We start from the raw sequence: 18217 nt of genomic DNA on the forward strand, positions 1-18217 counted from the left end.
GTTGGCCGAGATATTCAACCGGGTGGCCGGGCAGGGCACGGCGCTGCTGCTGATCGAGCAGAACATGTCTTTGGTGGTGCGGGTGGCGCAGCGCTACCTGGCCATGGCCAAGGGCTCGGTGGTGGCGCAGGGGCCGGTGGTGCATTCGCGCCAGGGGCTTGAGGAGCTGGAGCGCCACGTGATGGTCTGAGGCCGGCGGCGGCTGGTGTTGCCCAGCGCAGATGGGTGCTCGGTCGCGAGGCAGCGACGCACGGACCAGCGCTCCCGCGGCAACCCAACCTTCAGCCTTTGTCCCTCCCCTTTGTTCAACGGCTGCCGGACCGCTTCCGGCTTTCTCTCTCATTCCTACAAGGAGACATCCATGTTTGCTCGAAGAACTCTGGCACGCCTGATCGCGGGCGCTGCTGTCGCCGCCTGTCTGCCCATGGGCGCGTGGGCGCAAGGCAAGGAGCCCGTCAAGGTGGGCCTCGTCACCTCCAAGACGGGCGTCTGGGCGGAGATGGGCGAAGAGGTTGCGCGCGGTATCAAGTTCGCGATCGACGAGGCCAACGCGGCAGGTGGCGTCGATGGTCGCCGCATCGAGGTCGCTGAAGGCGACGACGAGGGCACGCCCGACGCCGGCCGTCGGGCCGCCGAGAAGCTGGCCCGCGAAGGCCACAACCTGCTGATCGGCTCGATCGGTTCGGCGGTCTCGCTGGCGATCATGCAGAGCCTGGACCGCTGGGACGCGGCCTACTTCGCCACCATCAGCAAGAGCGACAAGATCACCGGCGACACCTGCAAGGCCCGCGCCATCCGGACGGTGCAGTCCGATGCCATCGACATCGCCATGATCAACAAATGGGCGGCCAATCTCAAGGGCGACAACTTTGCGGTGATCGCCTCGGACTATGCCTGGGGCCACGATTCCGCTTCGTCCTTCAAGAAGGCGGTCGAAGGCAAGGGCAAGAAGGTGGTGCTGAACCTGTTTGTGCCGCTCGGCACCAAGGACTACTCGCCTTACATCGCCCAACTCAAGGCGGCCAAGGTCGACACCATCTGGGCGGCGATCCCCGCCCGGGACGGCATTGCCTTCATGAAGCAGGCCGGCGAGTTCGGCCTGATGCCCCAGACCCACGTGCTGGGCCACGCCATGCTGTCGGACTTCATGGTGCGCGGCACCAGCAACTTCCAGGAAAACATGGTCGGCACGCTCGGTTATGGGCCTGACTTCGACTACCCGCGCAACAAGGCCTTTGTCGCCGCCTGGCGCGCGAAGTTCAACCGCCCGCCGACCGAGACCGAGGGCCTGGGCTACCTGGGGGCCGCGGTGATGCTGGAAGGCGTGAAGCTGGCCAAGAGCCCCAAGCCGGCCGAGGTGATGGCGGCGCTGCGGGGCGCCCAGGTCGACACCGTCCTGGGCAAGCTCACGGTGCGTGCGGCCGACAACCAACTGCTCGTGCCCAACTTCATCGCCCGCGTGAAGAACGTGGGCGGCCAGATGCGACCGGTGGTGGAAGAGGTGTTCGAGCCGTCCAACGCACCCGCCGCTTCACCGGCGTGCCGTCTCTGACCTGAACACCGGCCAGCCACCCTCCGGTGGCTGGCGCTTGTGCACCCCCTTTCATGAGAAGGCATATGGCAAACAATCAGGCAGTGCGGCGGACGGAGACGTTCGACGTGGTCGTCATCGGCGGCGGTGGCTCCGGCATGGCGGCGGCGATCTCGGCCGCCGAGAACGGTGCGCGCGTCATCCTGCTGGAAAAGAACCCGCACCTGGGTGGCACCACCCGCCTGTCGGTTGGCTCGATCACCGCCACCGGCACCCGCTTCCAGAAAGCCAAGGGCATTGCCGACACGCCCGACGAGCATTTCAACGACATGTCGCTGTTCCTGTCGCCGGAACTCGCGGCCAAGGAAAACCTGGAACTGCGGCGCGTGCTCGTGGACCACGTGCCCGAGACGCTGGAGTGGCTGATCGGCATCGGGCTGTGCTTCTACGGCCCCATGCCCGAGCCACCGCACCAGAAACCGCGCATGCACAACGTGCTGCCCAATTCGCGCGCCTACGCCTACTACCTGGAGAAGGAATGCCGCCGCCAGGGTGTGGACATCCGGCTGAACGCCCGTGTGGACCGGCTGCTGCGCGACGGCGACCGCATCACCGGGGTCGAGGCCCACGACGGCCGCGGCCCGGTGACGCTGCAGGCCCGGGGCGGCGTGATCATCGCCAGCGGCGACTTCAGCGCCAGCGCCGACTTCAAGCGCGAGCACGTGCCGCACGCCGCGCACGTGGACGCGATCAATCCGGCCAGCACCGGCGACGGTCACCAGCTCGCCCAGCGCGTCGGCGGCTTCATCAAGAACCCCGAAGTCATGTGGGGGCCGAGCCTGCGCTTCAAGGCGCCGCCGGTCGAGACGCTGCTGCGCCGCCTGCCGCCCTCGCGCTGGGTGACGCGGCCGATGCAGTTCGCGCTGATGAACCTGCCGCTGTGGATGTTCCGCCCCTTCGTCACCCGCTTCATGACCGCCTCGCTCGCGCCCGAACCGTCGATGCTGCGTGCCGGCGCGATCCTGGTGAACCGGCGCGGTGAGCGCTTCGCCGACGAGCTGTCGCGCCCCGAGCTGCAGGTGCCCCACCAACCCGGCAAGGAGGCTTTCCTGGTGTTCGACGACGCGCTGGCCAAGGCCTTCGAGGATTGGCCCAACTTCGTCTCGACCGCGCCGGGCGTGGCCTATGCCTACCTGCGCGACTACAAGGCCACGCGGCCCGACCTGTACCACGAGGCGCCCACGCTGGCCGGGCTGGCCGATCGCCTGGGCGTGCCGGCGCAGGTGCTGGAGCGCCAGGTGCGTGACTTCAACGACCAGCTCCCGCCCGGCGACACCCGCCCCGGCCTGCGCCGCGGCCCCTTCTACGCCCTGGGGCCAGTGCTGAGCTGGATCGTGTTCACCGAAGGCGGGCTCGCCGTGACGGTGCGCCACGAGGTGACGCAAACCGATGGCCGGGTCATGCCCGGGCTGTATGCGGCCGGCTCGGCCGGGCAGGGCGGGACCATCCTTGCCGGCCACGGCCACCACATCGGCTGGGCCATGACCTCGGGCCGGCGCGCCGGCCGCTTTGCGGCGGAGCGCGCGCGGCAGGCCTGAGCAACGGGCGCCCACCTTTCCGCCAAACCAAGGACTCTTTTGCATGAATACCCCCACTTACCCCGTCGTCCAGTTCCTGGTGGCCCGCGGCAAGGGCGTCGCCCTGGCCCTGTCGCTGCTGGTGCTGATCGCGGCCTGGGCCGGTGGCCTGGCCACCGGCCAGCTCTGGCTCGCCCTGGCCGGCACCGCAGCGGCCGGGGTGCTGCTCGGCCTGCTGCTGAGCTACGTCGAGGTGCTGCGCATCATCGCCGACACCCTGCTGCCCAAGTACTGAACACGACGGCGAGGAACACACGATGACCCCATCGAACGATGCCGACGTGCTGGTGGTCGGCGCCGGCCTGGCCGGGCTGTCCGCCGCGAACCGCGCTGCGCAGGCCGGCCTCAAAGTGCTGGTGCTGGAAAAAAGCACGGACGAGGCCTACCTGTGCAACAGCCGCTACACCGGCGGGCTGTTTCACATCGCCATGGACGACATGGCCGGTGAGCCCGACTGGGTGCGCGCCAATCTGGAACGCACCACGCGCGGCACCACCGACCCGGTGCTGGCCACCGCGCTGACCGACAACGCCCGGCGCACGCTGCGCTGGCTCGCGAGCCTGGGTGTGCGCTTCATCAAGGCCGGCCCCGACGGCCTGCGCCAGAACGCGCTGTCGCCGCCGGGCGTGCGCCAGACCGGCCTGAACTGGAAGGGCCGCGCCGGCGACGTGATGCTGCGCACCCTGGCCGAGAGCCTGCAACGCCTGGGTGGCCGCTTGCAGCGCGGCGTGCAGGCCCGGCAACTGGTCATGGAAGACGGGCGCTGCGCCGGCATCGAGGTGCTGGCCGACGGCGCCCCGCGCACGCTGCGGGCGCAGGCCGTGGTGATCGCCGACGGCGGCTTCCAGGGCAACCTGGCGCTGTTGCGCCACCACGTCTGCGCGCACCCCGAGCGGCTGTTGCAGCGCAACGCGCAAACCGGCCAGGGCGATGGCCTGCGCATGGCCGAGGCCGTGGGCGCCCGCCTGGTCGGCACCGACCGTTTCTACGGCCACGTGCAGCACCGCCGCGCCATGACCGATGGCGCGCTCTGGCCCTACCCGGTGCTCGACTCGCTGGCCACGGCGGGCCTGGTGCTCGACGCCAGCGGCCGGCGCTTCTGCGACGAGGGCCTGGGCGGTGTGTACGTCACCAACGCCATCGCGCAACTGGACGACCCCCTGTCGGCGGTGATCGTGTTCGACGACGCGACCTGGAACGGGCCGGGCCGCGACTGGCTGCTGCCCGCCAACCCCTACCTGCTGAGCGCGGGCGGCAGCCTGGTCACGGCGCCGACGCTCGATGCCCTGGCCGGGCAACTGGGCCTGCCGCCGGCCACCCTGGCCGACACCGTCGCCCGCTACAACGCGCTGGCCGACGGCGGCCCGGCCGAGGGCCAGCCGCCCCGCACCACCACCGCCTACCGGGCCTGGCCGGTGCGCCAGGGGCCGTTCCACGCGGTCGAGGTCTGCGCGGGCATCACCTACACCATGGGCGGCATCGCCACCGACGGCCAGGCGCGCGTGCTCGGCCAGGGCGGCCAGCCGATCGACGGCCTCTATGCCGCGGGCGCCTGCACCGGCGGCCTGGAAGGCGGGGGCGAAGCGGCCGGCTATTCGGGCGGGCTGTCCAAGTCGAGCGTCTTCGGCATGCTGGCCGGCGAGCACCTGGCCGCCACGCTGCGCGCCGCGGCGTGAGGGCGCATCAGGAGGAAACGAGATGAGCGAGCAAGAACACTGGGACCGCGAGACCGACCTGTTGGTCATCGGCGGTGGCGCGGCGGGCATGGCCACGGCGCTGGTCGCGGCACTGGAAGGGCTGCGGCCCCTGCTGGTGGAAAAAACCGATCAAGTCGGCGGCACCATGTCCACCTCGGCCGGCACGGTCTGGATTCCCGGCAACCGCCAGAGCCGCGACGCGGGCTACGGCGACACCGAGGCCGCAGCGGCGGCCTACATGGACGCGCTGATCGGCGCGCCCGACCACACCGGCATCCGTGCCGCCTACCTGCGCACCGGGCCGCAGGCGATCGATTACCTGCGCCAGCGCAGCGAGGTGCGCTTCGTGCCCAGCGGCAAGCACCCCGACTACCGCGACATGCCGGGTGCGGCGGTCTCGGGGCGGGCGCTGGCACCGGAAATGTTCGATGGCCGCCGGCTCGGCCGCGATTTCGAGCGCATCCGCCCGCCGATTCCCGAGTTCCTGGTGCTGGGCGGGATGATGGCTGGCAAGGACGACATCCCCCGGCTGATCAACCGCTTCCAATCGGTGGGCAACTTCGTCTACGCCGGGCGGCTGTTCCTGCGCTACCTGACCGACCGCCTGCGCTACTCGCGCGGCACGCGGGTGGTGATGGGCAACGCGCTGGCGGCCCGCCTGTTCTACAGCCTGCGGCAGCAGAACGTTCCGGTGCTGTTCGAGACGACGGTGCAGTCGCTGGTGCGGCGCGGCGGCGCCGTGGCGGGTGCGGTGCTGCGAACGGGTGACGGACAAACGCTGCGGGTGCGCGCCACGCGCGGCGTCGTGATCGCCACCGGCGGCTACGGGCACAACGCGGGACTGCGGGCGCGCTTCATGCCGCGTCCCACGCCCGAGCTGAGCGTGGCCTGCACCAGCAACACCGGCGACGGCATCGAGCTGGGCCTGGCCGAAGGGGGCACGGTGGCGCCCGACACCCAGGGCCCCGGCGCGTTCTGGACCCCGGTATCGGTGACGCGCCGGGCCGACGGCAGCCGGGGCGTGTTTCCCCACCTCTCGCTGGACCGCGCCAAGCCCGGGCTGATCGCGGTCAACAGCGCGGGCCGGCGCTTCGTCAACGAAGCCCACTCGTACCACGACTTCGTCGAGGGCATGTACGCCTCCCATCGCGAGGTGCCCACGATGCCCGCCCACCTGATCTGCGAGGCCGGGTTCGTCCGGCGCTACGGCCTGGGTCACGTGTATCCCGGAACCACCGACCTGGGGCCGGCCGAACGGGCGGGTTACCTGGTGACGGCGCCCACGCTGGCGCGCCTGGCCGAGCGCATCCAGGTGCCGGTCGAGGCCCTGCAGGCCACGGTCGCGCGCTACAACGACATGGCGCGGCAGGGCCGTGACCTGGACTTCGGCAAGGGCGACACCGAGCTCAACCGTTTCAACGGCGATCCCACCCAACAGCCCAACCCCTGCCTGCGGCCGATCGAGCAAGGGCCGTTCGTGGCCCTGGCGGTCTGGCCAGCCGAGATCGCGACCTCCACGGGCCTGCAGACCAACGCCGACGGCCAGGTGCTGGCCACTGACGGGACGCCCATCGCCGGGCTGTACGCGGCCGGCAACGACATGGCCTCGATCATGATGGGCACCTACCCCGGGCCCGGCACCACGCTCGGGCCGGCCCTGACCTTCGGCTACCGGGTGGCCATGCATGCCGCCGGCCGGCCCGTGGATGCTGCGACCGGAAACGGAGGCCAGCCATGAGCGACACCCCCTACCTGCAGCGCACGTTCGGCCTGTCCCGGCGCACCGCCCTGCTGACGGGCGCCGGGCGCGGCATCGGGCGCGCCGTGGCCCTGGCGCTTGGGCATGCCGGCGCGCGCGTGGTGGTCAACGACCGCCGTCCCGAGGACTGCGAGGAAACGGTCGGGCTGTTGCGCCAGGCAGGAGCAGAGGCCCGCGCCGCCGCCTTCGACGTGTCCGACCGCGCGGCGGTGATGGCTGCCCAGCACCAGCTGGATGCCGACGGCTGGTCGGTCGACATCCTGGTCAGCAACGCGGGCGTGCAGAACCGCAAGCCGCTGCTGGAGATGCGGATGGAGGAATGGCAGGCCCTGATGGACGTTCACGTGCACGGCGCGTTGCACTGCACCCAGGCCTTCCTGCCCGGTATGTGCAGCCGGGGCTTCGGCCGCGTGGTGATGATGTCTTCGGTCTCGGCCGTGGCCACCATGCCGCTGATCGCTGCGTATTCCACCGCCAAGGCCTCGCTGGCTGCGCTGGCGCGTGCGATCGCCGTCGAGTACGGCCCCTATGGCGTGACGGCCAACGCGGTCGCCCCGGGCTTTGTGCGCACCGACTTCACCGTCGGCCTGCAGCAGCGCGAGGGCTTTGAGCACTTCCTGCAGGAGGCGGTGCCCTGCGCGCGCTGGGCGGTGCCCGAGGACATCGCGCCGGCGGTGCTGTTTCTGACTTCGCCGGGTGGCAGCTTCGTCAATGGTCAGTTGCTGGCCATCGATGGCGGCATGTTGGCGCGCATGTGAGCCCGTTGCCGGGCGCACGTTCAGGCCGGGCTCAGTGTCACGGCCGCGCCAGTGCGCGCGGCCTCGTGCACAGCCAGGGTGGTCTGCAGGGTGCGAAGTCCATCGCGTCCGCTGCACACCGGCTTCTCGCGGCCTTCGGCCACCGCGCGCAGATGGCGCAACTGTTCGGCGTAGGGGTCCAGGCGGTGCAGCGGCGTGCGCGCCTGGCTCAGCGGCTCGTGCCAGCCGCGGGCGCCCTGGTAGCGAAACAGCTGCAGCCGCGGCACCGTGAGCGACCCTTCGGTGCCGGTCAGGAAGATCGAATCCACGTCCTGCTGGGCGTAGTGGTCGGCCTCGCCAGCGGCCAGATCCCAGTTCCAGGGCGCCACGGCGGCGTCGCTGACCACGAGGGTGGCCAGGGCGCCGTTCTCGAAGCGCAGCATGGCGGTGGCCGTGTCCTCGACCTCGAAGCCGCGGACCCGGTTCGACGTCTGCGCCTGGACCGACACCACCTCGCCTAGCAGAAAGCGCAACAGGTCGATGTCGTGGATCATGTTGATCAGCACCGGTCCACCGCCCAGGGTGCGTCGCCAGGCGGCCTCGAAGTAGCTGTCGGGCTTGAGCCAGGTGGCCATGGCCGTGGCGCTGACCGGTTGCCCCAGTGCGCCTTGCGCGATCAGCGCGCGCGCCTGGCGCAGGATGGGGTTGTGGCGGCGTTGGTGGCCGACCATCAGCGGCACGCCGGCCGCTTCGGCGGCCTCGCACAGCCGGGCTGCGTCGGCCACCGTGTCGGCCACCGGCTTTTCGACCAGCACCGGCAGGCCACGTTCGATGCAGGCCACGCCCAGGTCGGTGTGGGTGTGGTTGGGCGTGGCGACGATGACCGCACGGGCGTGGCCGCGGTCCAGCAGCTCAAGGGGGTCGGCGGACCAGGGAACCCCCAGTTCCGACGCCAGGGCGCGGCTGGCGTCGGCCGGGTCGGCGATGCCGGCCAGGGTCACGTCGGGGTGGCGAACGATGCGTTCGATGTGCATGCGGCCGATGGCGCCGCAGCCCATCACGAGCACGGGCAGGCGGGCGGCGGAAGCCGGGGAAGGTGTGTTCATGGCAGAGGTCGGTTGCGGATGGGCGGGGGGCGGCGGGTCGGCTCAGACGCCGCGGCCACCGGACAGGTCGTAGCTGGCGCCGGTGGAGAACGAGCATTCTTCCGAGCACAGCCAGGTGACCAGTGCCGCCGCCTCGTCCAGGGTGCCAGGGCGGCCCAGGGGGATGCGCGCGAGCGCGGCGGCCATGTACTCGGGCGTGAGCTGCTCCAGCAGTTCGGTGGCGATCAGGGCCGGCGTGATGGCATTGACCAGCACCCCACTGCCCGCCAGATCCTTGCCCATCGACTTGGTCAGGCCCACCACGCCCGCCTTGGTGGCGGCATAGGGCCCCAGGTGCCTGGGCCCCTCGTTCGCGGTCACGGACGCGATGTTGACGATGCGGCCCCAGCCGTTGTGCCGCAGGTGCGGGGTGGCGGCGCGCGAGACCAGGAAGCTGCCGGTGAGGTTGATGCGGACCACGCGCTCCCATTGCGCCACCTCGGTTTCCCAGAACGGGCCGTTGGGGCCGACGATGCCCGCGCCGTTGACCAGGATGTCCAGCCGCTGCCACCGCGCCACCGTCTCGGCCATCGCCGCCTCGATGGCCGCTGCATCGCCCACGTCCACGGTCTGGACCAGCACCCGGTCGCCGTGCCGCGCGTGGCAGCGGGCCAGTTTGCCGCCATCGATGTCCCAGATGGCCACGCGTGCGCCCTCGCGCACCAGGCGGTCCACCACGGCCAGGCCGATGCCCGACGCGCCGCCGGTCACCAGTGCCACGCGGTCCTGAAACCTGAGCGAATGCCCGTTCGACATGCTGTCTGTCTCCTCTGGTTTTTGAAAAGCCCAGTGTCCCGGATCAGGTATATCTGCAGAAATGACTTCTTCTTATAGTCAATACACTTTTCGCAATACGTGGAGACGCTCACGATGTCAATGGACTGGACCCACCGGCTGCGCCTGCGCAACCTCCAGATGCTGCTGAGCCTGGCGCAGACCGGCAACATGAGCCTGAGCGCCGAGGCGCTGCACACCACGCAGCCGGGGCTGTCCAAATGGCTCAAGGAACTGGAAGACGACATCGGGTTGCCGCTGTTCACGCGCCACGCCCGCGGATTGCGGCCCACCACCTATGGCCAGGTGCTCATCGAACACGCACGCCGCGTCGAGGCGCATCTGGACACCGCCCGTGAGGACATGCGGCTGATGCGCGAAGGCAGCAGCGGCATCGTCACCATCGGGTTCGCCGGGGTTTCCTCGGTGGATACCGTGCCAATGGCGGTGCTGCGCATCGTGGACAAGGTGCCCAACGCCCATGTGCGGCTGATCGAGAACAACCTCGACAACCTGATCAACGCACTCCACGCGGGCGAAATGGACATCGTGGTCGGACCGGGCGAGGCCAGTTCGTTGCTGCCCCAGGTGCGCTCGGAAACGCTGTACGCCGAGCCCATTCATGTCGTGGCGCGTCATGACCACCCGATCTTCGGCTTGCCGGAGATCACCTGGGACGACGTGCTCGCCTATCCCTGGGCGCTGTGGGCCAAAGGCACACCGGTGCGCCGTGCGTTCGACAAAGCGCTGGCAGAGATTGGGCGCTACCCACCGGTCCACCACGTGGAATCGAACTCGGCCACACTCAACGTGACCTTGCTGCTGCACAGCGACATGATCGGCGTCACTTCACGACGGCCCGCATCCCGCTGGGAGCGCCTGAACCTGTTGTCCATCATCCCCCTGAGCCTGGGGGTGCTGGGGTCCATCTCCATGTATTGGCGCGAGGACTCGGTGAACCGGGTCGCGGTGCGGGCAGCCCTGGAGTCGATCCGCGAGGTCGGTCGCGACGGTCTCCTGGACTGACGGGCCGTTTACGGGCCGTTTCCCAGACCGGCTTCAGGCAGGCTGCAGCGCCAGTTGCGCAAAGCGCGGCAGCACGGAGGCGGCCTCCGGGGTGGGTTTGAGCGCGTCCGCGATGGCGGCCGCATCCAGGCCTTCGCGGGCCAGGGTGGGCTGCAGGCCTTCCAGGTACAGGCGCAGCGCCGCATCGGAGAACTCGGGGTGGAACTGCACGCCCCAGGCGCGTTCGCCGATGCGGAAAGCGTGGTGGTTTTCGTGGGCGCTGCTGGCCAGCAAGGTGGCGCCCGCTGGCAACGCGCGCACCGACTGCCAGTGCACCGCCTGGGCCGCAAAGCGGGTGGGCAGCGCGCCCAGCAAAGGGTCGTGCACGGCCTGCGGCGTGCGGGTGACGGTCACGGTGCCGATCTCCACCCCGTCCGGATGGTGCGCCACGGTGCCACCGAGCGCGTGCGCCAGCAACTGGTGGCCGTAGCAGATGCCCAGCGTGGGCACACCCAGCGCCACGGCCGTCTGCAGCCAGGGCACCAGCGCTTCGCTCCAGGGTTCGCGGTCGCTGACCATGGCGTGCGACCCGGTGATCACGACGCCGCTGAAGGTGTCGGGTGCCGGTGGCACCCCGGTGCGGGCGTCGTGGGCCATGGCGGGGGCACCGCCGGCGCTCAGACCGGACGCGATCCAGTCGTCGAAGTCGCCCAGACGTTCGCGGATGTGGGCGTGCGTGGCGCCGGTCTTGAGGATGAGGAGGGGCCGGGCAGTGCGGGGCGAGGTCATGCCCGATTCTAGGAATCGGGCGCCCGGGCGGTTCGGCCGGCCAAAAAAAAGCCCGTCACCAGGACGGGCCAGAGGAGCCGGGGGCCGGCGTCTCAGTGCAGCAGGGCCATCGGGCCCGAAGGCAGCTCTTCCGGTGCGTGGTTGGGGTGGTGTTCGACGAAGAAGCGCAGCTTGTGATCGAGCCGGGCGACGCGGTTGTGAGCGATGTTTTCGCAGTGGTGTTTGGCGATCAGGTTGAACAGCTTGCCGCGCAGGAACCACAGGTCCTTGGGGGTCTGGGCCGAGATCAGGGCGGCGTGCAGGCGCGTGCGCAGCGGGTCCTGGATGTCGGCCATCGCGTCATGGAACTCGTCCACGAGGAAATCCAGCTCCAGGACTTGCGTGTCGAGCTGCGAATCGCTGGCAGCGGGCTTCTTGTTGAACCAGGGCAGTTTGAAAAACATACCGAACTCCGTCAGGCAAAAGGGGCACGGAGGCTTTCTCCGGCTTTCCCGTCTGATCGGCGCCCGGGCGTGCGCCTTGAGTCGGCAAAAGGGAAAAGACGGTCTGAAACCGACAGGCGGTCGCCGGTTTTTTCAAACGTCAGTCAATGGTTGTCACCCTGGAAAGCGTACCCGAAACGAAAGCACTCAGGCATGTCGGCGGGGGCGAAAAGGGGGCATGTACCGTTTTCGGGCGGGTCGCGTTTTTCTTGAGAACTTTCGGCTGCCCTGCCAGCCGGTGGCTGCGCGGTTCAGCCCGCGCTGGCCACCACCCGCAGCACTTCGCTGCCATAGGCTTCGAGCTTTTTGGCGCCGATGCCGCTGACCCCTTCCAGGTCCGACAGGCGCTGCGGTTGCCGTTCGGCAATGGCGCGCAGGGTGCTGTCGTGAAAGATCACGAAGGCCGGCAGGTTGTGCTCGCGCGCAACCTCGGCGCGCCAGGCGCGCAGGGCGTCCAGGCATTCGCGCTGCGCCAGCGTGAGCGGCAGGCCGTCGGTGGCCGTTGGCGCGGCGCGTCGCGCGCGGGAGGGCTTGCCCTTTTCGGTCGCGGTGCGCAGCCACACCTGGGTGTCGCCCTTGAGGATGGGGCGTGCCGCGTCGGCCAGCGACAGGGTGTTGTATGGGGGCTCCTGCACCTGCACGGCTTCGCGTGCGATGAGCTGGCGCAGCAGGGCGCGCCATTGCGATTCGGACAGGTCGGCGCCGATCCCGAAGGTGCTGAGCTTCTCGTGCCCGTACTGGGTCACCTTGTCGGTGCTTTTGCCGCGCAGAATGTCGGTGATGTGGCCGGCGCCGAAGGCGTGGCCGCTGGCCTGTTGCACGCGGTAGATGCACGAAAGCAGCTTGCGCGCGGCTTCGGTGGCGTCGTGCAGCGCGGGCGGGTTCAGGCAGTTGTCGCAGTTCATGCAGACCGGGCGCAGCCGCCCCGCTGCCGGTCCGCCCGAAGGCGGGATGGCCCCCTCGGGGGGCTGCGACCCGCGCGCCGACGCAGCGCCGGGGCCGGTGTACTGCTCGCCGAAGTAGTCGAGCAGGCGCACGCGCCGGCAATCGCTGGCCTCGGTCAGCGCCAGCAGGGCGTCCAGCTTGCCGCGCAGCACCTGCTTGAATTCATCGCCGGCCGGGCTTTCATCGATCATGCGGCGCTGGTTGACCACGTCCTGCAGGCCGTAGGCCATCCAGGCGTTGGCCGGCTCGCCGTCGCGGCCGGCGCGGCCGGTCTCCTGGTAGTAGCCCTCGATGTTCTTGGGCATGTCCAGGTGGGCCACGAAGCGCACGTCGGGTTTGTCGATGCCCATGCCGAAGGCGATGGTGGCCACCATGATCAGGCCCTCTTCGCGCAGGAAGCGGTCCTGGTGGCGCTGGCGCGTGGCGGCGTCCAGCCCGGCGTGGTAGGGCAGGGCGGTCAGGCCGTGGGCGCAGAGCTGCGCGGCGATGTCCTCCACCCGCTTGCGCGACTGGCAGTAGACGATGCCGGCGTCGTGGCGGCCCTGGCCGTCGGTGTGTTCGTCGCGGATGAAGCGCAGCAACTGCTGCGTGCCGTCCTGGCGCTCGACGATGGTGTAGCGGATGTTGGGCCGGTCGAAGCTGCTGACGAAGCGCCGCGCGTCCTGCAGCTGCAGGTGGGCCACGATGTCCTCGCGCGTCAGGTCGTCGGCGGTGGCGGTCAGGGCGATGCGGGGCACGCCCGCGTAGCGCTCGGCCAGCACCACCAGTTCGCGGTATTCGGGCCGGAAGTCGTGCCCCCACTGGCTCACGCAATGCGCCTCGTCGATGGCGAACAGCGACAGCAGGCCACGTTCGTGCAGCGAATCGAGCAGGGCCAGGAAGCGTGGCGTGGTCAGCCGCTCGGGCGCGGCGTACAGCATCGTGATGTCGCCCTTGAGCAGCCGGCGTTCGATCTGCTGCGCCTCGTCGCCGGTGAGGCTGGAGTTGAGAAAGGCCGCGTCGACGCCGGCTTCGAGCAGGGCGCCGACCTGGTCGTGCATCAGCGCGATCAGGGGCGACACCACGATGCTCACGCCCTGGCCCGCGCGCTGGCGCACGATGGCCGGGATCTGGTAACAAAGGCTCTTGCCGCCGCCGGTGGGCATCAGCACCAGCGCGTCGCCGCCTTCGCTCACGTGCGTGACGATCTGCGCCTGCGGACCCCGGAAGGCGTCGTAACCGAACACCTCCTGCAGAACCGCGGCGCAGGCTTCGAGGGTTTCGCCTTCGGCCGAGATGTCGATCACATCTGTTCCCACGGCAGCCCTTCAAAGCGCCAGCCATTGAGCGTGCTGCGTTTGAAGGATTCGTTCAGATCGCCCTCGAAGCCATGGACAACGTGGTTCACGGCGGTGAAGCCCGCCTTTTCCAGGGCGGTGCCCGCGTCCAGCGTGCGTTTGCCGCTGCGGCAGATGAGCAGGATGGGCCGGTCCCGGCCGCCCGCTTCGCGTTCCACCGCCGCCGCGAAGCGCGTGGCATCGGGCGTGAGGTCGGGGTATTCGTACCAGGGAATGTTTTCCACGCCGGGTGGCCGCCCGACGTAGAGCGACTCGATTTCCATGCGCACGTCGACGAACAGCGGCGGTTCCTGGCCCAGGGCGGTGCGGCTTTCGGTCTCGGCCTGCAACCAGGCCCAGGCTTCCGTGGGGGTCAGGTGTCTCATCCCGCTATTGTCGGGCACCGCGGGCACCGCGGGCAGCGGTCGCCGCGACGCCGGCCCCGCCATGGCCCGACAACCCACAGGGCAGGGCTCAGCTTTCTACAATCGCGGGATCATGAACACCCCCGTCTACACCCGCGCCCAGGCGCTGCCACAGATCCTGTCCCATCGCATCGCCATTCTCGACGGCGCCATGGGCACCATGATCCAGCGCTTCAAGCTGGGCGAGGCGCAGTACCGCGGTGAGCGGTTCAAGGACTTCCACAAGGACGTCAAGGGCAACAACGAGCTGCTGAGCCTCACGCGGCCCGACGTGATCCGCGACATCCACGAAGGCTACCTGGCGGCCGGTGCCGACCTGATCGAGACCAACACCTTCGGCGCCACCACCATCGCGCAGGAAGACTACGACATGGCCGGGCTGGCCTACGAGATGAACGTGGCCTCGGCCCGCATCGCGCGTGCCGCCTGCGACAAATACAGCACGCCCGACAAGCCGCGTTTCGTGGCCGGCGCCCTGGGCCCGACGCCCAAGACCGCCAGCATCAGCCCCGACGTGAACGACGCCGGCGCCCGCAACGTCACGTTCGAGCAGTTGCGCGCGGCCTACCTGGAGCAGATCGAAGGCCTGGTCGAGGGCGGGGCCGACGTGCTGCTGGTCGAGACCATCTTCGACACCCTCAACGCCAAGGCCGCGCTGTTCGCCATCGACCAGTTCTTCGAACAAAGCGGCGAGCGCCTGCCGGTGATCATCAGCGGCACCGTGACCGACGCGTCCGGCCGCATCCTCAGCGGCCAGACCGTCACCGCCTTCTGGGCCAGCGTGCGCCACATCCAGCCCCTGGCCGTGGGCCTGAACTGCGCGCTGGGCGCCACGCTGATGCGCCCCTACATCCAGGAACTGGCCAAGGTCGCGGGCGACACCTTCATCAGCTGCTACCCCAACGCCGGTCTGCCCAATCCCATGAGCGACACTGGCTTCGACGAGACGCCGGACGTCACCAGCCGCCTGCTGCGCGAGTTCGCGGCCGAAGGCCTGGTGAACATCGTGGGCGGCTGCTGCGGCACCACGCCGCAGCACATCGGCGCCATCCACGATGCGGTGTCGAAGCAGACGCCGCGCACGGTGTTCTACCCGGAAGCCGCCTGACCCGGGCCGGTCCTGGCCCGCATGACACGCCGCGGCATTGACGCGCTGAAGGCTGGGCTGCCCTTTGCGCTGGTGGCGGCGTGGGCCGCCTGGGCGATGTGGGGGTTCTCCTGGTTCGGGCTGTATGAAATCAACCCGGACGAGGGGCTCAATCTCGCCAAGGCGGCCCTGGTGTGGGCCGGGCACGACCTGTATGCCGATATTTGGAGCGACCAGCCGCCGCTGCTGACCCACGCCCTGGCGCTGGTGCAGCAACTGTTTCCCTGGAGCGTGACGGCCGCCCGGTGTCTGGTTCTGACCAGCGCCTGCCTGCTGCTGGGCGCGCTCTACAGCCTGGTGCAGCGCCTGCACGGCCGGGCGGCGGCCCTGGCGACCTTGCTGCTGCTGATGACGGCACCGCTGTTCGTGCAGCTGTCGGTGTCGGTCATGGTGGGCCTGCCCGCCATCGCGCTGGCGGTGCTGGCGATGGACCTCGCGTCCCGGCGCTGGGGGATGACCGGTGCGGCGCTGGCCGGCGGGGTGTTCGCGCTGTCGCTGCAGACCAAGCTGTTTACCGGCCTGATGGCGCCGGCCCTGTTGCTGCTGCTCTGGCAATGCCGTGCGTCCGAGGGGCTGCGGCGCCAGTGGGGTGCGCTGGGGGCTTTCGGGGTTGCCGCTGCCGCCGGGCTGGCCTTTGTGGCCGCATCGGCGGGCGAGGCGTTTTTTGACCAGTTGTTGCGACCACACGTGGCGCAGGAACTGCGCCGGGCGCACGACTGGCGGCTGAGTGCCGAAGCCATCTGGACGGTGCTGTCGCAGCAGCGGATGCTGGGCATCGCGGCTCTGGCCGGCCTGCTCTGGTGGGGCTGGCGCAGGCCCGGACATGGCGGGCCGGTGCTGCTCTGGCTGGGGGTACCGGCGGTGGCCTTGGTAGGACACACCCCGGTGTGGTTTCACCAGGTGCTGCTGTTGCTGCCGCCTCTGGCCTGGCTGGGGGGCGTGGCGCTGGCAGCACTGGTGACGCGGTTGTGGTCGACCGGCGCCCGCGCCGGACGAGCGCTGGCGATGGCGCTGCCTGCCGCCCTGGCCGGCGGCGCCGTCTGGCTGGTGCAGGCCTTGCCGGCCCCCGATGCCGGCGCGCTCAAGGTCTCCATGGGCGAGGCGCTGCGGCGTTTTGCGCCCCTGGGGGCTACGTGGTCACCGATTCGCCCATGGACGCTTTCCGGGCCGGGCTGCTGGTGCCGCCGTCGCTGGCGGTGTATTCGCACAAACGTGTGCTGGTGGGCGCGATCACGCCCGACGACGTGCTGCAGGCCCTGCAGACCTGGCGGCCGCCACAGGTGGCGTTCCGCCGATTTCCGGTCGATCCGCAGGTGCGGCGCTACCTGGTGGACCACTACGTGCAGACGGCTGCCTGGGGGGCGGCCGAACACCACGTGATTCGCCAGCCCGACGTGCCGGTGCCCGGCCCTGCGGTGCTGGGCGCACGCTGGCGCGACCTCACCCAGGGCTTGGTCGCCACGGGTGTGCAGGGCGGTTATGCCGCGGCGGTGTCGGCCGATGGGGCTCGGCGTCATGGTGAGCAGTTGTCCAAGACGCTGCGGGCAGACGCGATCTGGATGCGCCCCCCGGGGTCGACACCGCGCGTCGGCGCCTGCCTGCTGCAGATGGCGGCGCTGACCGGCGATGCGGCCTACTTGGCATGGGCCCGCGAGGCCGCCCGTGCGGTGGTGCGGACCCAGCAGTGCGTGGGTGGCTGGTCGGCCGAGGCCGTGACGGCCGGGGCGTGTCTCGACACGGCCATGCCGTCCCGGCAGCGGCCTACGCTGGACGAGGGCATGACGGCCGAGGCCATCGGCTTCCTGCTGGACCTGCGGGCGCGTTCGGCAGCCGATGCCGGCTGGATCGACGCCAGCGCCACCCGGGCACTGGATTTCCTGGTCATGACGCAGAACGCGCAGGGTGCCTGGCCCTACGACTTCCTGCGTGGCAAGTCGTACTCCCCGCTGGCCACGATCAACGACGACCTGAGCACCTCGCACCTGCGGGCGCTGTTGCGTGGGTACCGCGTGTACGGGCATGAGCGCTACCGGCAGGCGCTGGAGCGCGGGGTCGGGTTCTTGCTGCGGGGCCAGTCGCGCCGTGGTGGCTGGGCCCAGCAGTACGACGCGCAGGGCGGCGCGGCGCCCGGCCGCAGTTTCGAGCCGGCGGCGCTGGCCACCATCGAGTCGGCCTATGTGCTGCACACCCTGATCGAGGTGGACCGCTGGCGGCCCGATCCGGCGGTCCGGGACGCCATCGCGCGCGGCGCCTGGTGGTTGACACACACCGCCCTGCGCCCGGGTTTCTGGGCGCGGTTTCACGATTACCGCGACGGCCGGCCGCTGTACCAGGACCGCGATGGCCGGTTCGTCGAGCGCGTCGACCTGCTGTCGCTGGAGCGCCAGCGCGGCTATCGCTGGGAGGGGCCTTTCCCGGAGGTGGCGCACGCGATCGCGCTCGCCGAGGCGCACCTGTCGGCCGATCCGGCCGCGTTCGACGCGGCGCGGGGGCAGTTGTCGCAGGTCGCGCGGATCGCGGCAGTGGCCGGGCTGGCGCAGGCCGAGGCCCTGTTGGGCGGGAACGCCGGCCTTCTGCCCCTGCAGGGCGAGCAGGGCCTGATCTGGGCTGCGGATTTCGTCCGCAACTGCCAGCGTGCCCAGGCGCTGTGGGCCGCAGGGGGCGGAGCGGTGCCACCGCTGACCCTGGAAGCCCTGCTGCGCGAGTAGGGGCACCGGGCACCCAGCGTATTCCCCTGGTGGCTGGGTTTGCCACCTTCAGGTTTAGACAGAAGGTCCTTCCGCTTGTGCGGTTTCGGATCGGCGGCAGAATCCGGGCTTCCCATCAAG

At 70.0% G+C, this 18217-nt stretch carries 16 protein-coding genes and 1 pseudogene; 11 read left to right on the forward strand and 6 right to left on the reverse strand.

Annotation, left to right across the window (positions count from 1 at the left end):
* The 7 genes and pseudogenes from L0977_RS09020 to L0977_RS09050 form a co-directional block, all read left to right on the forward strand.
* Window positions 1-190: pseudogene (locus L0977_RS09020) on the forward strand (ABC transporter ATP-binding protein); the annotation flags it as partial.
* Between the two features lie 171 nt (window positions 191-361).
* Window positions 362-1552 carry an ABC transporter substrate-binding protein gene (locus L0977_RS09025; RefSeq protein ID WP_234264532.1) on the forward strand — a complete coding sequence of 397 codons (1191 nt, stop codon included), beginning with the start codon at window positions 362-364 and terminating at the stop codon, window positions 1550-1552.
* A gap of 65 nt (window positions 1553-1617) precedes the next feature.
* A complete protein-coding gene (locus L0977_RS09030) occupies window positions 1618-3129 on the forward strand; it encodes an FAD-dependent oxidoreductase (RefSeq protein ID WP_234264533.1) in 1512 nt (503 codons plus the stop codon).
* A 43-nt stretch (window positions 3130-3172) separates the two neighbouring features.
* On the forward strand, window positions 3173-3403 hold the full coding sequence (locus L0977_RS09035; RefSeq protein ID WP_234264534.1) for a hypothetical protein: 231 nt from the start codon (window positions 3173-3175) through the stop codon (window positions 3401-3403).
* 22 nt (window positions 3404-3425) lie between these two features.
* Window positions 3426-4844: an FAD-dependent oxidoreductase gene (locus L0977_RS09040; RefSeq protein WP_234264535.1), complete on the forward strand. Its 1419-nt coding sequence runs from the start codon at window positions 3426-3428 to the stop codon at window positions 4842-4844.
* Between the two features lie 22 nt (window positions 4845-4866).
* Window positions 4867-6603, forward strand: coding sequence for an FAD-dependent oxidoreductase (locus tag L0977_RS09045; RefSeq protein ID WP_234264536.1), 1737 nt, complete (start codon window positions 4867-4869; stop codon window positions 6601-6603).
* Window positions 6600-7382, forward strand: a complete 783-nt coding sequence (locus tag L0977_RS09050; RefSeq protein WP_234264537.1) for an SDR family NAD(P)-dependent oxidoreductase — start codon at window positions 6600-6602, stop codon at window positions 7380-7382. The genes L0977_RS09045 and L0977_RS09050 overlap by 4 nt, the downstream gene beginning before the upstream one ends.
* A 20-nt stretch (window positions 7383-7402) precedes the next feature.
* Here L0977_RS09050 and L0977_RS09055 read toward each other — a convergent pair whose 3' ends face one another.
* Window positions 7403-8467, reverse strand: coding sequence for a Gfo/Idh/MocA family protein (locus L0977_RS09055; RefSeq protein WP_234264538.1), 1065 nt, complete (start codon window positions 8465-8467; stop codon window positions 7403-7405).
* A 42-nt stretch (window positions 8468-8509) separates the two neighbouring features.
* The gene (locus L0977_RS09060) at window positions 8510-9262 is read right to left on the reverse strand and encodes an SDR family NAD(P)-dependent oxidoreductase (protein ID WP_234264539.1); all 753 of its coding nucleotides are present in this window, start codon (window positions 9260-9262) and stop codon (window positions 8510-8512) included.
* Between the two features lie 120 nt (window positions 9263-9382).
* On the opposite strand from L0977_RS09060, the gene L0977_RS09065 reads away from it, so the two are divergent.
* On the forward strand, window positions 9383-10306 hold the full coding sequence (locus tag L0977_RS09065; RefSeq protein ID WP_234264540.1) for a LysR family transcriptional regulator: 924 nt from the start codon (window positions 9383-9385) through the stop codon (window positions 10304-10306).
* Window positions 10307-10339: 33 nt separating this feature from the next.
* On the opposite strand, the gene L0977_RS09070 is transcribed toward L0977_RS09065, so the two are convergent.
* The 4 genes from L0977_RS09070 to L0977_RS09085 all read right to left on the reverse strand — a co-directional run bounded on the left by L0977_RS09070 (window position 10340) and on the right by L0977_RS09085 (window position 14203).
* A complete protein-coding gene (locus L0977_RS09070; protein ID WP_234264541.1) occupies window positions 10340-11074 on the reverse strand; it encodes a glutamine amidotransferase in 735 nt (244 codons plus the stop codon).
* A 92-nt stretch (window positions 11075-11166) separates the two neighbouring features.
* Window positions 11167-11517, reverse strand: a complete 351-nt coding sequence (locus L0977_RS09075; RefSeq protein ID WP_234264542.1) for a hypothetical protein — start codon at window positions 11515-11517, stop codon at window positions 11167-11169.
* Between the two features lie 290 nt (window positions 11518-11807).
* The gene (locus L0977_RS09080; RefSeq protein WP_234264543.1) at window positions 11808-13799 is read right to left on the reverse strand and encodes a RecQ family ATP-dependent DNA helicase; all 1992 of its coding nucleotides are present in this window, start codon (window positions 13797-13799) and stop codon (window positions 11808-11810) included.
* Complete coding sequence (locus L0977_RS09085; protein ID WP_234264544.1) at window positions 13784-14203, reverse strand: rhodanese-like domain-containing protein; 420 nt, start codon at window positions 14201-14203, stop codon at window positions 13784-13786. Before L0977_RS09085 ends, L0977_RS09080 begins: the two co-directional genes overlap by 16 nt.
* Before the next feature lie 112 nt (window positions 14204-14315).
* Here L0977_RS09085 and L0977_RS09090 point away from each other — a divergent pair, with 112 nt between their 5' ends.
* The 3 genes from L0977_RS09090 (at window position 14316) to L0977_RS09100 (ending at window position 18097) form a co-directional block, all read left to right on the forward strand.
* Entirely contained in the window at window positions 14316-15350 is a 1035-nt protein-coding gene (locus L0977_RS09090; RefSeq protein ID WP_234264545.1) for a homocysteine S-methyltransferase family protein, read from the forward strand.
* 21 nt (window positions 15351-15371) lie between these two features.
* Window positions 15372-16769 (forward strand): glycosyltransferase family 39 protein, encoded by a 1398-nt coding sequence (locus tag L0977_RS09095; RefSeq protein ID WP_234264546.1) that lies wholly within the window; start codon window positions 15372-15374, stop codon window positions 16767-16769.
* Window positions 16770-16996: 227 nt separating this feature from the next.
* Window positions 16997-18097, forward strand: coding sequence for a pectate lyase (locus L0977_RS09100; protein WP_234264709.1), 1101 nt, complete (start codon window positions 16997-16999; stop codon window positions 18095-18097).
* Window positions 18098-18217 lie beyond the last annotated feature (120 nt).

The sequence above is a fragment of the Hydrogenophaga sp. NFH-34 genome, from assembly GCF_021401345.1.
Taxonomy (GTDB): Bacteria; Pseudomonadota; Gammaproteobacteria; order Burkholderiales; family Burkholderiaceae_C; genus Hydrogenophaga; species Hydrogenophaga electricum.

Coding starts and splice junctions, on each gene's coding strand:
- L0977_RS09065 (WP_234264540.1), top strand. CDS start 9,383: ATGGACTGGACCCACCGGCTGCGCCTGCGCAACCTCCAGATGCTGCTG.
- L0977_RS09090 (WP_234264545.1), top strand. CDS start 14,316: ATGAACACCCCCGTCTACACCCGCGCCCAGGCGCTGCCACAGATCCTG.
- L0977_RS09070 (WP_234264541.1), bottom strand. CDS start 11,074: ATGACCTCGCCCCGCACTGCCCGGCCCCTCCTCATCCTCAAGACCGGC.
- L0977_RS09040 (WP_234264535.1), top strand. CDS start 3,426: ATGACCCCATCGAACGATGCCGACGTGCTGGTGGTCGGCGCCGGCCTG.
- L0977_RS09055 (WP_234264538.1), bottom strand. CDS start 8,467: ATGAACACACCTTCCCCGGCTTCCGCCGCCCGCCTGCCCGTGCTCGTG.
- L0977_RS09100 (WP_234264709.1), top strand. CDS start 16,997: ATGGCGGCGCTGACCGGCGATGCGGCCTACTTGGCATGGGCCCGCGAG.
- L0977_RS09030 (WP_234264533.1), top strand. CDS start 1,618: ATGGCAAACAATCAGGCAGTGCGGCGGACGGAGACGTTCGACGTGGTC.
- L0977_RS09045 (WP_234264536.1), top strand. CDS start 4,867: ATGAGCGAGCAAGAACACTGGGACCGCGAGACCGACCTGTTGGTCATC.
- L0977_RS09025 (WP_234264532.1), top strand. CDS start 362: ATGTTTGCTCGAAGAACTCTGGCACGCCTGATCGCGGGCGCTGCTGTC.
- L0977_RS09095 (WP_234264546.1), top strand. CDS start 15,372: ATGACACGCCGCGGCATTGACGCGCTGAAGGCTGGGCTGCCCTTTGCG.
- L0977_RS09050 (WP_234264537.1), top strand. CDS start 6,600: ATGAGCGACACCCCCTACCTGCAGCGCACGTTCGGCCTGTCCCGGCGC.
- L0977_RS09035 (WP_234264534.1), top strand. CDS start 3,173: ATGAATACCCCCACTTACCCCGTCGTCCAGTTCCTGGTGGCCCGCGGC.
- L0977_RS09060 (WP_234264539.1), bottom strand. CDS start 9,262: ATGTCGAACGGGCATTCGCTCAGGTTTCAGGACCGCGTGGCACTGGTG.
- L0977_RS09075 (WP_234264542.1), bottom strand. CDS start 11,517: ATGTTTTTCAAACTGCCCTGGTTCAACAAGAAGCCCGCTGCCAGCGAT.
- L0977_RS09085 (WP_234264544.1), bottom strand. CDS start 14,203: ATGAGACACCTGACCCCCACGGAAGCCTGGGCCTGGTTGCAGGCCGAG.